At 67.5% G+C, this 14198-nt stretch carries 11 protein-coding genes and 1 pseudogene; 6 read left to right on the plus strand and 6 right to left on the minus strand.

Translation table 11 applies throughout. The features are described from left to right. The first annotated feature begins 100 nt into the window (after positions 1-100). From LXT23_RS08785 to LXT23_RS08795, 3 genes are read left to right on the plus strand one after another with little or no spacing between them, the layout of a single operon-like run. On the plus strand, positions 101-1354 hold the full coding sequence (locus tag LXT23_RS08785) for a glycosyltransferase family 4 protein (protein WP_253979662.1): 1254 nt from the start codon (positions 101-103) through the stop codon (positions 1352-1354). After that, positions 1354-2184: a PIG-L deacetylase family protein gene (locus LXT23_RS08790; RefSeq protein WP_253980411.1), complete on the plus strand. Its 831-nt coding sequence runs from the start codon at positions 1354-1356 to the stop codon at positions 2182-2184. Before LXT23_RS08785 ends, LXT23_RS08790 begins: the two co-directional genes overlap by 1 nt. Then, a complete protein-coding gene (locus tag LXT23_RS08795; protein WP_253979663.1) occupies positions 2184-3617 on the plus strand; it encodes an O-antigen ligase family protein in 1434 nt (477 codons plus the stop codon). Before LXT23_RS08790 ends, LXT23_RS08795 begins: the two co-directional genes overlap by 1 nt. A 63-nt stretch (positions 3618-3680) precedes the next feature. On the opposite strand, the gene LXT23_RS08800 is transcribed toward LXT23_RS08795, so the two are convergent. Both LXT23_RS08800 and LXT23_RS08805 read right to left on the minus strand, forming a co-directional pair. Beyond that, the gene (locus tag LXT23_RS08800; protein ID WP_456104843.1) at positions 3681-7142 is read right to left on the minus strand and encodes a Kelch repeat-containing protein; all 3462 of its coding nucleotides are present in this window, start codon (positions 7140-7142) and stop codon (positions 3681-3683) included. Between the two features lie 162 nt (positions 7143-7304). Beyond that, on the minus strand, positions 7305-8462 hold the full coding sequence (locus tag LXT23_RS08805) for an acyltransferase family protein (RefSeq protein ID WP_253979665.1): 1158 nt from the start codon (positions 8460-8462) through the stop codon (positions 7305-7307). 746 nt (positions 8463-9208) lie between these two features. On the opposite strand from LXT23_RS08805, the gene LXT23_RS08810 reads away from it, so the two are divergent. From LXT23_RS08810 to LXT23_RS08820, 3 genes are read left to right on the plus strand one after another with little or no spacing between them, the layout of a single operon-like run. Beyond that, positions 9209-9592, plus strand: a complete 384-nt coding sequence (locus LXT23_RS08810) for a glycosyltransferase (RefSeq protein ID WP_253979666.1) — start codon at positions 9209-9211, stop codon at positions 9590-9592. After that, positions 9589-10035, plus strand: coding sequence for a hypothetical protein (locus tag LXT23_RS08815; RefSeq protein ID WP_253979667.1), 447 nt, complete (start codon positions 9589-9591; stop codon positions 10033-10035). Before LXT23_RS08810 ends, LXT23_RS08815 begins: the two co-directional genes overlap by 4 nt. Before the next feature lie 5 nt (positions 10036-10040). Next, entirely contained in the window at positions 10041-11840 is a 1800-nt protein-coding gene (locus tag LXT23_RS08820) for a glycosyltransferase family 39 protein (protein WP_253979668.1), read from the plus strand. A gap of 92 nt (positions 11841-11932) precedes the next feature. Here the strand turns inward: LXT23_RS08820 and LXT23_RS08825 are convergent. The 4 genes and pseudogenes from LXT23_RS08825 to LXT23_RS08840 form a co-directional block, all read right to left on the minus strand. After that, positions 11933-12409 (minus strand): annotated as a pseudogene (locus LXT23_RS08825) (hypothetical protein); the annotation flags it as partial. A 53-nt stretch (positions 12410-12462) separates the two neighbouring features. Continuing rightward, the gene (locus LXT23_RS08830) at positions 12463-12750 is read right to left on the minus strand and encodes a DUF2019 domain-containing protein (protein ID WP_253979669.1); all 288 of its coding nucleotides are present in this window, start codon (positions 12748-12750) and stop codon (positions 12463-12465) included. Positions 12751-12765: 15 nt separating this feature from the next. Further along, positions 12766-13107, minus strand: coding sequence for a protein kinase (locus LXT23_RS08835; protein ID WP_253979670.1), 342 nt, complete (start codon positions 13105-13107; stop codon positions 12766-12768). Positions 13108-13290: 183 nt separating this feature from the next. After that, on the minus strand, positions 13291-14196 hold the full coding sequence (locus tag LXT23_RS08840; protein ID WP_253979671.1) for a LysR family transcriptional regulator: 906 nt from the start codon (positions 14194-14196) through the stop codon (positions 13291-13293). Between the last annotated feature and the right edge of the window lie 2 nt (positions 14197-14198).

The following is a 14198-nucleotide window of genomic DNA, read 5'->3' on the forward strand; positions in this document are numbered from 1 at the left end:
GCGTCTCGCTTTGAGACGTCCCGGAATGGGCACGGACTTGAAGTGAGTCTGGGGGCGCGCGCGGCGGGGCTGGTCCGCGAATTGCCTTTGGCCCGTGCCCATGACTGCTGTGAAGCGCTCCGGGCGGCGCGTGGTGCACGTCCTTCGCAAGTACGATCCTCGGGAGTGGGGCGGGACGGAGACGCACGTCGTGGAGGTGACGCGGCGGCTGGCGGAGCTGGGCTGGCGGCCGGAGGTGCACGCGCCGAGCGGACCCTCGGAGCCGGACCGCGCGCTGGGCCCCCAGGTTCCGTTGGTGCGCTACCGGGCCTTCTGTCCATTCATTGGTCCGGCCGGAAAGCGGAAGGCACTCGTCGCAACCGCCGGCAACCTGGCCTCCTTCGATGAGCCTCTCCGGCTCGTGCGTGACCGGGGGCTCGCCCTGGCGCACCTGCACACGGCGGGGCGCATCGGTGGGGCTGTGCGGACGGCCATGCGCCTCACCGGGCGTCCGTATGTCATCTCGGTGCATGGGCCCCTGCTGGCGCGGAAGTCCTGGCTGGAGGAGGACACCGCGCGGCGGCTGTCCGGACTCCTCGACGTGGGCAGGCCCATCGGGTGGCTGCTCGGTGCCCGGCGCGTCATCCAGGACGCCGAGCGCGTCATCACCTTCAACTCGGAGGAGCGGCGCGCCCTGAGTGCGGTGGTCGGTGACCGGGCGGTGCGGCTCGATCAGGGCGTCAACTTGGAGCGGATGGCCTCGGGAAGTGCGGACCGGGCGCGCGAGCGTTGGCCCCAGCTCGCGCGCTCACGCCTGGTCACCGTGGTGGGGCGTATCTCCCCGGAGAAGAACCAGGTGCTGGCGGTCCGGGCCTTCTCCGTGGGGGCGCCCGCGGACCACCACCTGGTGCTCGCGGGCGCGGCGGTGCACACCGCCTACCGGGAGCAACTGCTGCGGGAGATCCAGACACAGGGCGTCGGCTCGCGTGTCCATATCATGGGCAACCTGGACGCGGCGAAGGAGGTCCCGGACTTGATGGCCCTCTCCAGGCTGGTGCTGGTGCCCTCGGAGTATGAGGCCTTCGGGCTGGCGGTGCTGGAGGCGTGGGCGGCCAGCCGTCCGACAATGCTGGCGGTGCACTCGGGGCTGACGGACCTCGCCGAGGCCATCGGCCAGGATGGACTGAGCGTGCCGACGTTGGAGGTGGAGGACTGGGCTGCGGCGCTGCGGCAGGCGCTCGCCAGCCCGGAGCGGCTGGAGGTGGCGGCGCGCGCGGGCGCGGAGCTGGTGCGTCGGCGCTTCAGCTGGGACGTGGTGGTGCGGAAGCTCGAGGAGCTCTACCAGGAGGTCATCGAGAGGGGAGGGCGGCGGTGATGGACGGGATTCCGGTGAGGCGGGTGTTCCGCCGCTTGCTGTGGATGGCGCTGGAACGGCTGGCCCGCTCCTTCGACGACGACGAGCTCCGGCGCTCGGCGATGGTATTCGCGCCGCACCCGGATGACGAGACGCTGGGCTGCGGGGGGGCCATCCTCCAGAAGCGGCGCGCGGGGGCAGTGGTGCGAATCGCCTTCCTGACGGACGGCTCCAGCTCTCACCTCCAGCTGGCTTCGCGCGATGAGCTGAGGGCGATACGGGCCCGGGAGGCGTTGCGCGCGGCGAAGGTGCTGGGCGTGGAGGAAGAGGACGTCTTCATGCTGGGCTTTCCCGACGCCGCGCTGGGCTCGCACCGCGAGGCGGCCGTGGCCAGGGTGGGGGAGCTGCTGCGGCGGCACCGGCCGGAGCAGCTCTTCGTCCCGTACGCTCGGGGCGAGCACCAGGACCACGTGAGCACGAACCACATCGTCCATGAAGCGGTGGCACGGGCGGGGCTGCCAGTCACGGTGCTCGAGTACGCGGTGTGGGCCTGGCGGCACTGGCCCATGGTGGGCTTCGGGCGGACACGGCTGCAGCAGCGGTCCGTGCTGGCGGGAACGGTGTCCACGCGGCTGGGCCTGCGGATGGTGCGGGAGTTCCGGACGAAGGTGCCCATCCAGGACGTGGTGGGGCAGAAGCGCGCCGCGCTGGCGCTGCACGCATCACAGATGGAGCGCCGCAACGCGGAGCCACGCTGGCGCACGCTGCAGGACGTGGACGGGGGCGATTTCCTCCCGTGCTTCTTCGAGGACTACGAGCTCTACCGCCGCATCGACGTCGCGGCGCGCTGATGGAGACGAAGTCCATCATCTTCCTGAGCCTGTGCTCGGTGGTGATTCCCGCGGGAGTCATCGCAGTGGGCAGGTTTCCGCGCTTGAAGCACCTCTGCGCCGGCCTGCTCATCTGGGGTACCACCCACTCCTCGGCGCGAGCCATCAACTTTTTCAGCCGCGAGTGGTACCGCGGCACCACCCGCGGCTTTGAGTTCTGCTGGCTCGACTTCCTGTGGATCTTCCTCTTGGTGGACGAGCTGCGGCGGCGCAAGCCGGGCCAGCGGCTGGCGCTGCCCTACGGGCTGGTCAGCATGGGGGTGTTCTTCGCGTACAACGTGGTGAACGTCCTCCTCTCCGAGCCTCAGCTTTTCGGCCTGTTCGAGCTGTCGAAGATGTTCCGCGGCGTCATGGTGTACGTGACGATGGCGTACTACGTGAAGAACGAGCGGGACCTTCGCCGCGTCGTCCTGGTGCTGGCCATCACGGTCATCTACGAGTGGTTCTGGGCGATGCACTCCCGCGTCGTGCTGGGGCACTCGCGGGCGGATGGGACGCTGTTCCATCCGAACACGCTGTCCATGTTCAACCTCATCGCCATCCCGGTGCTGCTCGCGGTTTCTCTATCGAGCGTCGAGCAACGCCTCAAGCGCCTGTGTGGAGTGGCCGCCTTCCTGGGCTCCGTCTCGGTGCTCTGCACCGTGTCGCGCGCGGGGCTGGCCTCGCTCGGGCTGCTGCTGGTGGGCGTGGGGCTGACCTGCGGGGCGCTGAAGCTGACCCCGAAGACGGTGGCGGTGGCGTTCGCGCTGGTGCTCGCGGCGATTCCCCTGGGCATCAAGCTGGCTCCGTCGTTCCAGGCACGCTTCGAGTCGGAGGGTGGGCTGTCCAGGGAGTTCGGGGGCGAGGCGCACGAAGGGCGCGGCGCGTACGTGCACCTCGCCAGGCTGATGCAGGAGGACCACTTCTTCGGCGTCGGGCTTAACAACTGGTCCTACCAGGTGTCGAACCAGTACGGCAGGATGATTGGGTTCGGCTACATCCCATACACGGGCACAGACGAGGCGCCGCCAAAGGGTCCAATCCCGGCGGGCTCGAACGTGGACGCGGCGCAGGCTCCACCGGGGCACAGCCTGTATCTCATCACGCTCGGTGAGACAGGCTGGCCCGGCGTCTTCTTCTTTGCCGTTGTCTGGCTACGCTGGTTCAAGATGGGGGCGAGCTTCTTCTTCAGCCGCTCGCCCGCATTCCGCTCGCGCTTTGGCCTGGGTGTCTTCTTTGGCCTCCTGGGCGCCTTCGCCCAGAGCTTCTCCGAGTGGGAGTACCGACAGACACCGCTCTTCTTCCTGCTGCATACCCTGTTGGGGGCGCTCGCGGCCGTGTACCCGGCCCGCCCGTCGGTGATGGCGAAGCCGAGGGCGAGCGGAGGGGATGACAAGGCGCGCACCGCGGTGTGACAGCCACCGCGGTGACGGCCCTGCTCACGCCCCTGTCCTCACGTCATGATGGAGAGCGAGGACCTACAAACAATTGGTCGGCGTATAACAGCAACTTCCCCCCATACAAATGTTGTACTTGGGGCCCGTACAAGCATTCCCACAAGCGCCACAGTTGTCGTTGTCCTCTAGAGTCGTGCACGTGCCATTGGGGCACAGCGTCCAACCAGGCATCGCGGGGAGTGAACAGTCCTGCGTCTCCGTGGTCGTGGACCCCACGCACGCCCCGGTTGCGCAACTGTAGGTGTAGCTCGTCACCGTCCGTTGTTGTATCCCCTGCCCGCAAGGGGTGGCGCGGGTGCACGTGCCCCACTGCCCGTATGTCGTTGGGCAGTGCTGAGGACCGGGAGGCGTCCGCGTACAAGGCTGCGTCTCCGCGCTGCTGGATGTTGGCGTACACTGTCCTGTCGCGCAGTTGTAGGTGTAGTGAGTCACCTGGCGAGACTGCGTGCCCGACGCATCACATGTGTCGCTGAACCCACCGCAGGCGCTCCAGCTTCCATAGCTCGAGGAGCACGGCTGTGGACCGGGCGGCACCCGGCTGCATGCCTGCGTCTCCGTGCTGGTGCTCGACTCGTTGCACGATCCACCTCCGCACTCGTAAGCCGTCACGGATCTCGACTGCGACCCCGACGCGTCGCAGTAGTCACTGAAGCCTTCGCAGCTTCCCCAGCCTCCGTAGTCCGTACCGCAAGACCTTCCGTCCCTGCTGCGCGAGCACGCTTGCGTCTCCGTACCGTTGGAGGAGCCGCACGTCCCGTTGGAGCAGGTGTATGAGGTAACCGAGCGCGACTGCGTCCCTGTTTCGTCGCAGGTGTCACTGTAGCCACTGCAGCTGCTCCAGCCTCCGTAGCTGGGGGTGCCACAGCTGTTACCGTTCGTGTTGCGCGTGCAGGACTGCGTCTCGGTGCTCGTGGAGGCCACGCACTGCCCGGTGGCGCAGCTGTAGCTGTAGCTCGTCACCGTCCTCGACTGCGTCCCCGTCTGCGCGCAGGCGTCGCTGAAGTTGCACGCGCTCCACGCCCCGTAGCTGGGCGCCGCGCAGTTGGTGTTGGGAGCCGCTCGCGTACACGCCTGCGTCTCCGTGCTGGTGCTCGACTCGTTGCACGCCCCGGCCCCACACGTCGAAGCCGTCACCGTCCGCGACTGCGTCCCCGACGTGTCGCAGTAGTCACTGAAGCCTCCGCAGCTTCCCCAGCCGTCGTAGCTCATGCCGCACGCGGTGCCCCCCGTGCTTCGCGAGCACGCCTGCGTCTCGCCCGAGCTCGAACTGGCACACGTCCCGCTGCTGGTGCAGGCATACGCCGTCACCGTGCGCGACTGGCTCCCCGTCTCATCGCATGTGTCGCTGAATCCATCGCAGCTCCCCCAGGTTCCATACGAGGGGGCCGCGCATGTGCTTCCCAAGGCCTTGTTGCTCCAACCGCTCGTCGTTACTCCCGGGTTGCACTCCTGGCATGCCACGCTCGGGTTGGTGGCCCCCGCCGCGTAGTACGCCCCTCCAATCCAGCACCCGCTCAGACACTGGCCCGTCGCGTTGCACACCTGTCCGGCACCGCATGCCGTCCCAGTCACCTTCACCGGGTACGTGCAGGCCCCGTTGGCGTACGTGCCCGGGGAGTCATGGCACGCGCTCGGCGGCGTCGTGCATGCCGGCACTCCCGCGCACGCCCCCGTCCCGCTGCACACGTCGTTGAGGGTTCCACCATTGCCATCATTGCAGGCGGTGCCCGCGGCCTTCGGCGCATAGCTGCATGCCCCACTGCCGCACGTGCCCGCCGCCTCGTAGCACTGCCCGGGCGGGCTGTTGCAGCTCACCGGCGTGCCCGCGCACCCTCCAGCCCCGTTGCACTCCTCACCCACCGTGCACGCATCCCCGTCATCACACCCCGCGCCTGCCGCCTTGTACGCGTAGGAGCATGCGCCGCCGCTGCACGTGCCGGCCGCCTCGTAGCACTGTCCAGGCGGGCTGCTGCAACTGGTGGGACTTCCCGCGCACACTCCCGCGCCGTTGCACGCGTCCGCCCCGGTACAGGCATTCCCGTCATCGCACGCCGCGCCCGAAGCCTTCGGTGCGTAGCTGCACACCCCATTGCCGCATGTCCCCGTCGCCTCGTAGCACGGCCCCGGCGCGCTGTTGCAGCTCACCCCGGCGCATGCGTCGTACCCATACACCTCCGCCGTCGCCAGGCTCACGCTCCCAACTCCTCCCACCACCAACACCTTCCCCTCCAGCGGCACCGCCACGTGGACGTACCTCGCCACTCCCATCGGCGTCGTCGCGCTCCACGTCCCGCTGGTCTCGTCGTACACCTCCGCGCTGCTCAACGCGCTCCCATTCTGTCCTCCCGCAACCAGCACCTTCCCCGTGCTTAGCAGCGTCGCCGTGTGCAACTCCCGCGCACTCCCCAGCGCGCCCGTCGCGCTCCACGTCCCCGTGCTCGGGTCGTATACCTCCGCCGTCCCCACCACCCCCACTCCGCTGCTGCGCCCGCCCACCACCAGCACCTTGCCCGAGGGCAACCGCGTCGCCGTATGGTTGTAGCGCGCCGTCGCCAGCCCTCCCTTCGCCGTCCAGGTATTGCTCGCCGGGTCATACACCTCCGCCGTCGCCAGGCTCGCGCTCCCGACGCCTCCCACCACCAGCACCTGCCCCGTCGTCAGCAGCGTCGCCGTATGGTTGCGCCGCGCCACTCCCAGGTTCGGGCCCACGCTCCAGGTTCCCGCCACCGGGTCATACACATCCACATTGAACTTGGCGCCGCTGGAGTTGCCTCCGCCCGCCACCAGCACCTTGCCCGAAGGCAACAGCGTCGCCGTCAGAGCGTCGCGAGCCACTCCCGAGGCAAAACTCCCCGCTGAAGCCCACGTGTTGGTGGCTGGGTCATAGACTGCCGTGGATGACAAGCGGCCCGTCGCGTTCTCGCCGCCCGCCACGAGCACCTTGCCCGAAGTCAACAGCGTGGCGGTGAGCACCTGTCGGGGCGCCGGCATGGGGGCGGCGGCAGTCCAGGTGCCTGTTGCAGGGTCATAAACGGAGGAGGAGGACAAATAGCCGCTGGAGTTGTAGCCGCCCGCCACCAGCACCTTGCCCGACGGCAGCAGCACCACGCCCGCATGGTACTTGCGCGACTCGGCCATGGCGCCGGTGGCCGTCCACCCCTCCGCCAATGGCGAAGCGCTGCGGACCAGTGTCGTGTCTTCAGGCGCCTTGCTGCTACAACCCAAGGCAACACATACCAATCCCAACAGCAGGAGCCTGCTGGCTCTCATTGCGTGCATGATATTCCCAGTGAGTGGAGGCTGTCGCTGCGCCCCCTTGGCTTGCTTCAGCCGGCCACCATGCCTCACTTTCCATGAGAGATACAATTGTCTTGTTGTGCGGCCAGCTGGTTTGAGGGGCAACCTCAAGCACACGCATGGCCGCGGGAGGGTCGCGTGCTGGTGCTTTTCATTGCGGACTGGGGTGCTTGGGGACTCATCCATGCCGAATAGAGCGGCTCGGGTTGATGGAGCACTTCAAGCTGTTCTGCTGCGTGACCAAGGAGCTGCTCCCTGTCTTCTCATTCCGGACGCGAGTGAAATGCCACCCGTATCCTCACTTCGTAGGAGGAGCTGCACCCCAGGTGAAGTGCGACCCGGTCGCGCTCAGTTGCGTCCTGATGCGCGAGGCTCCCTCGGACAAGAAGCCCTGGGCGGGTCGGATGGAACCCCGGACAGGCCAATGCTCCATCGGAAGGCGCCATTTCTCTCAAGGAGGAGGTAGAGGCCCAAGGGTCCCATCAGCCCCACGAGCGAGCCCAGCGCCAGGTGGAGCGCGAGCGGCGCATCGGGCAGCACCTTCCCCAAAGCCAGCCTCAGCCCGGACACGAAGTAGATGTGGAAGAGGTACAGGGGCATGCTGATCGAGCCCAGGTAGACGATCCTGCTCGCCAGCCCCTTCCGCCCGGCGCCCAGGCTCCGAGCGACACCCAGCAGGAACACGGCCAGGGTGAATTGCATGCAGAAGCCCAGCGGGCCATTGATCAGGCGCAGATCAACGGGCCCCTCATCCAGGCCTGAGGCGTAGAGCGAAACCAGCAGCCCCAGAAGTCCTGCTGGCAGCAGTCCCTGGAGTGTCAGCGGCAGCCGGGACAGCCTATGGTGCGCCAGCGCCAGCCAGGGCGACAGGCTCATTCCCAGACCGAAGAGGCAGTTCCAGAAAAGGATGAAGCGGAGGTACCTCATCCCAATTCCAGCCATGGGAGAGTCCCAGGTCTCGAAGGCGCCATGCAACACCACGGACAACCCCAGGTAACCGAGCCCCTCCCATCTGCCCAGGGCCGGCGCGAGGCGCTTGTACGCCCACGCCAGGCATGAACAGCCCACCAGCGCGTGAACGAACCAGAAGATGGCGTACGGAGGGAACCACGCACCAGGGAACTGGGCCAGCAGCGCCAGCCAGCCTCCGAGGGTGTGAGGACGCGCCCGGGAGAGTTCATGGACATAGAGGAAGACGGGGGCCCACACCAACATGGGGAGGACGAGCTTGCGCAGCTTCCTGTGTGCGAACTCCCGGAAGGGAGTGTCCTGCCCACCGAAGAGCGACACCGCGGCTCCCGAGCTGATGAGCATCACCGCCATGTTGAAGCTGTGGATGACCCCTGCGGCGAACCGCAGCTCCTCGTGCTCCGGAGAGAAGAGCTTGCGCACTCCTTGGGAGGGCTCCACGCCAATCACATGGACGAGCACCACGAGCAGCAGGCTGGCGCCGCGGACGAAGAACAGATCCTCGGACAGCGCCTTGCGAATCACCGGATTGCGCATTCACATATGTCCCATGTGCTTCCTGCTGCCCGTGCCTTCATGCAGGTATCGTGCTCCATGCTTCGCGGCCTCACCGCCGTCTGCCTGTCTCTGCTGTCTCATGCTGGGACGTCAGGCTGTCTCGGGTTGAGTCCCTCGCTGGGGATGGCTCGTTCCCTCGAGAGGACGGCCCGTCTCGGCTGTCCCGGGGCGAGATGAAGGGCCGTCCCGGAACAGGACAAGCAGGGCCGGAATGCCAGGATTGTGCTGCCGCTGGTTGGAACGGCACTTGCTCTGTCAGGCTCGTGCCTTCTTTCATGAGTCCCTTCCAGGATGGCGCGAGGGAGTCCGCGAAGGTGCGGGTTCTCTTTGTCGCCTGGTCTTTGCGCGAGGAGCGACGGTGGCTGGGCGAGTTCCTCCCGCAGGGGCGTTTCGAGTGCGCCTGCGTGGGCCTGGAGGAGCCGGTCGACTCGACCCGGAAGCGCGCGCCCGGCAAGAAGTGCTGGCAGCTCTTCCGACTGGCCCTGAAGGCGCGGCGGCACCTGGCCCGACATCCGCAGGACCTCATCGTCACGGCCTTCCCGCAGGTGGGCTTCACAGTGGGGTTGGTGAACCTGCTGAGCTTGGCGCGGACGGGAGCAGAGCTGAAGGCGGAGGACTGTGGCGGGGCGCGTGAGCGCTTCCGGCGTGGCCCATTCCCGCCAACGTCAAGGTCCTCACCAGCATCCCCCAGCAGGACTGCCTGCGCGTCATCAAGGAGGCGGAGCGTGGCCATCTCCGTCAGCAACCGGGAGACGGCGAGCGGGCAGATGACGTTGATACAGGCCGTGTCGCTCGGGGGCTCAGTGGTCGCGACCCGGTGCATCGGGACCGGGGGCTACGTCCGCCACGGCGAGAACGGCTGGGTCGTCTCGATGGGAGACGTGGAGGAATGGCGATTCACCCTGCACTCCATCCTGTACGCCGCCGCCGAGCGGCAATGGGTGGCCACCGCGGCACTGTGCTGCGCCCAGGAGCGCTTCACGGACCGGGCCGGCACCCAGGTGGTGAGGGCGCTCGCCCAGGAGCTGTGCCCGGTCAAGGGCTCGCTGCATGGCCGAGCGCAGCAGGGGCCCATGGAACGCGGAGAGCAGCAGGAGCCAGCCCGATGAAACCTTGTGACCTCTGTGGCGGTACCGACTCCCAGCTCCTGGGCATCACCTCCAATGTCGCGCTGCGCTCCGATGACCAGCCGTACGAGCTTCGGCAGTGTCGCGGCTGCGGCTGCATCTTCACCGACATGAGCGGGGTGCGCGCCGCTACGGATGTCTACACGGACGGCTACTACAGCTTCCGGTCGTATGGCACGAGGACAGCCGAGGAGGGACAGTCCCGGGTCGAGCGGCCCGAGAAGCTCCTGAACGTCACCGTCAATATCCGGGAGGTGGTAGGAGACAGGTGGCGCCTGCTGATGCGCCGGGACAAGTCGAAGGAGCCGCTGCTGCGGACGCTGGGGCTGCTCGGCAGGATTCTGAAGGTTCATCTCGGTCCGACCGCGAGGGTAGGGGAGCGCAAGGACTGGCTCTACGCTCGCGCCCACCTGACCCGGGTCTGAAGCAAATGAGGCTTGTCTGGCCAAGCTCGTGCTTTCCCTCCGTTCAGTCGCGTGGGCCGCGGCGTGATGACTGCAATCGCCTGCGCTTCGTCGTCCGTGTGGTGGTCATTGCCTCCCTTGCTCTGGCCTTCGCGCGCGGCGTCGTCTTCAAGCGTATCGAAACAGGTGACGAGGGCGTCAATGGCACAATGGCCCTCAATATGTGTCGTTCGCTGGCGCTCGTGGTGCGGCCCTCGTACATCCCTGGCGGCTCGGAGGATTGGGTCGGCCACGATCTGCCGGGTATTGGCAACACTCCATTTCACTCGGTGCTCCTCGCACTCGGAGGCTGCCCTCTGGGCGGCCAGCTCGAAGCCATGGGGCTCGTCTCATTCGTGGCGCTTGCCGCCACCCTCTTCTTCACCTACCGGCTCGTCGCCCTGTGGGAGCGTCGCGCGGCGCTCCTGACGACGCTCCTGCTCGCGCTCTCTCCCACCGTCCTGTGGCAATTCCGGCTGATGGAGGCCGAGCCTGTCCTCGTGGCGTGGGGCATGGCGGGCACGTATTGGATTGCGCGAGGGGAACTCTCCGGGAGGAAGTGGCACTCCCTGCTGGGTGGCGCATGCCTCGGCCTTGGCTTCCTGACGAAGCTGTGGCTCGTCACCCCCTTCGTGCTGGCTTCGCTGGGGCTCCTTGCCATCGTGCGTCTCCAGCGGCGTCAGCGGGCGCTGGTGCCTGTCGCCTGCATCACCGCCGGCTTTCTTGCCACGGCGTCCCTCCACCTCGCCTTCATCGCCCTCCGGTCACCCACGGATGTCGCCCTCTGGCTCACCCAGGTCTACTTCGCTCCCTTCCTGGGGCAGAGCATCGGAGGGTCGAAGCTGGCTGGGGCGGGCGTGCCTCCGGAATGGGGGCATCCCTTCTGGTACTACCCGGCGGTCCTCTACCGGGAGCATTTCTTCCTCTGCCCCCTCCTTCTGGCTGCGCTCCCCGCCTTGAAGCGGCGTGCGCCGACCGCGGCCGGGCTCTTCGTCGCCATCGGCTTCGGGCTCGCGAGCCTGGTTCCTCTCTCGCTCCCCGCCATCAAGGAGCCGCTCTACATCCTGGGCCTCCTGCCGTTCCTCTATGCCCTGGCCGGGCTTGGTGCTTCGTCGCTCTTTGCCGGGGAGGGCACCCTCGAGCCGCAGGGGGCACTGGGCCGTCGAGCCCTCCTGGTGGCGGGCTTCTTCTCGGCTGCGGCAGTGCTCCTCATCGGGGCGGCTCATGCCCGGGGGCTCGAGCGCGATGAGCTCACGCCCGTCTACGTTGGCGCGCACGCTCTCGGGGTGGGGGGCGCGTGGCTCCTGGCGTATGCGGCGGCTCGCCTCGATCGCACGCGGGCGACAGCGCTCATCGGTGGCCTCTCCGCGCTGTCGCTGGCCGGTTTCGGGGCGTACGAGTTCACGGCTCCTCAACCACCGTACAAGGAGATCTCGGAGATCCTTCGCCCCTATTTGGAGCCCCTGCCGCCCGGGCACGAGAGCTTCATCTCGCCCCAGTACAAGGTTCTTCAGCTCTATCTGTTTCGTAATGGTCGCTACTGGCAGTCCTTCTACACGGAACTCCGGCCGGAGACGCTCATGGCGAGCATCGCGTCCGGCGAGCACTGCGCCTTCGTCTTCGGCCCGGAGGAGCGTGAAGACCACCGGCTCGAGCAAATGGAGCGGGACATCGCGCTGCGGGCCCTGGACTTGAGCGCGGAGCTGCCGGAGCGCTCACGGAGGGGGTTCAGCGTCTTCGTGAACCGAGCATGCGTGCAGGAGGGCGCGAAGGGATGGTCGCGGTAGAGAAGTGCCTCTCGGCCCGCCCCTACCGCGACCGTTACGTCCGTGAACTTCGCTCCGGTGATGCCCGCACGCGCCAGGGCCTCCTTGATCTCCTCGGACACGATCAAGGCCACGGTCCAGCCCCAGGTGCGGAACACCTTGGCGCCTTCCACCTTCGCCGGGTCGATGCGCATCCCGGACACCGAGGAGTAGGTACCCACCTTTTCCGGCATCCCGTCCTCCGGGGATCCGTAACGCACCTCCTCGCACGCAGCGTCGTCGATGCACTTCACCCACTGGGTGGCGTTGAGGATGGAGTGCTGAGCTGGCTGGGAGTCGACCTCCATCGGGATGAGCTGCACGTCGTCGGGCGCCCCTCGGTAGAGAGGGAGGTCACCTGGGCATGGACGACGGGATGCTGAATGCCGCGTGGGAATAGTCGAGCGGTCTTCCGGAGAGCTTGATGGGTATCCTAGTTCGCTCGTCCGGGTGAGCCCGCTGCCCGATCCTGAACTGCCACGGGCCATCGAGCTTCCGGCCCTCCTTATCGAGAGGATGCTCCAACTCCCACCGGCCGGAGAGGTACACATCTTCGGTCAACTTGAAGAATCATTTCGGCGTGAGGTCGTCCATCCGAGGCGAGCTATTCCGGATCGAGTGCCCAGGTCCCTTCCTCCCAGCGCTTCAATGCCTGCCCGGCTTCAAAGGGCACGAGCCCCTTGCCCTTGGCGGCTTCCTCCAAAACCGCCTTCGCCTCGGCCGTCCGGTAGCGGAGCAGATGGGCGGCAGCCATGACACGCACATCCATGCGCTCATGCTTGAGCAGGACGAGGAGGGCATTACGCCCTGCGTTTCCATGGGCCAGGAGCTTATGCGTGAACTTCCGGCGCTGCCTCCGGGTCTTCTTCTGCTTCGCGTCACTCGCCGACATTGGACACCCTTTCCATCACATCTCGGGTGTCCACGGAATCGGGGCAGGCTCATCGGCCACCTCGGCGGCGATGTAGAGGGCGAAGGGCGCGCAGAGCGGCTTCTCGCGCATGGTGGCGAGGCTGATGATGGTGTCCAGCGTGGGGCCGTCCACGTACTCCGCGATGACGTGCGGCCGGTCGGCGTGGATTTTCAGGTGATGGACCTGGGCGATGGCCGGGTGGTGGAGGCGGAAGGCGAGCTGGACCTCCTCGATCAGCCGCTGGCAGTGCTCGAAAGTGACGGGATTGCGAAGGCGCTTGATGGTGACGAGTCCAGCGAGTCCATGGGGGAGGTGACGCTCTGCCAGGAGCACCACCTCGCCGTTACCCCGCCGCTCCAGCGTGCGGATGGTCTCATACGTGGTGGTCTCGATGGTGAACCCGAGCCGGGGGCGGATGGCGCCCCAAGTCGGCCAGCGGGCATAGGGCCATCATCAATCCCACGTGAACGCGGATGCTTCCGGGCAACTCTGACGGGCCCGACCGGCCCGCCGGACGCTTCAGGGCGTCCTGGCTGCGAACTCCCTGGCCACCTCGATGAAGAGGCGCAAGGGGCCCGAGCGCTGCGCCCGGCTCGGGAAGTAGAGGAAGAAGCCGGGCACGATGGGGGCGTACTCCTCGAGCACCCGCATCAGCCGCCCGTCGCGCAGCTGCTCCTTCACCGCCGGCTCGACGGCGTACGCGAGTCCCAGCCCCTGCTCCACCAGGGCGAGCATCAGCCCTCGATTGTTGGTGACGACGCCGCCGCGCACCGGCACCCGCCAGTTCCGCTTCCCGCGCTCCAGCTCCCAGGCGTAGAGCCCTCCGCTCGAGGGGATGCGGAGGGTGAAGCACTCGTGGCGCAGCAGGTCCTCGGGCTTCTGGGGCGTGCCGTGGCGCTCGAAGTACGCGGGGGCACCCACCACGACGAAGCGGAAGGCCTCGGTGAGGCGCACCTGCACCATGTCGCGCTCGATGGCCTCGTGCAGGCGCACCCCCGCGTCGTAGCCGTCCGCGACGATGTCCACGAAGCGGTTCTCGGAGACCACCTCCACCTCCACCCGAGGGTGGCGCTCGCGGAAGGCAGGCAGCACGGGGGTGATGACGAAGGGCACCGCGACCTCCGGCACCGTCAGCTTCAGCCTCCCCACCGCCTCGCCCGGCCGGGCCGACACCTCTTGCAGGGAGGCGAGCGCCTGGCCGAGGCCCGGCCCCGCGCCCTCGAGCAGCCGGCGCCCTGCCTCCGTGAGCGCCATGCTGCGGGTGGTGCGGGTGAAGAGCACCACCCGCAGCTGCTCCTCCAGCTGACGCACCGACTGACTCACGGCTGCCGGGGTGACACCGAGCTCGCGCGCCGCCGCGCTGAAGCTCCTGAGGCGCGCCACCACGAGGAACGTCTGCAGGTGCGGCAGGAGGTTCGTCTTCATCG

Source organism: Pyxidicoccus xibeiensis (assembly GCF_024198175.1).
GTDB lineage: Bacteria > Myxococcota > Myxococcia > Myxococcales > Myxococcaceae > Myxococcus > Myxococcus xibeiensis.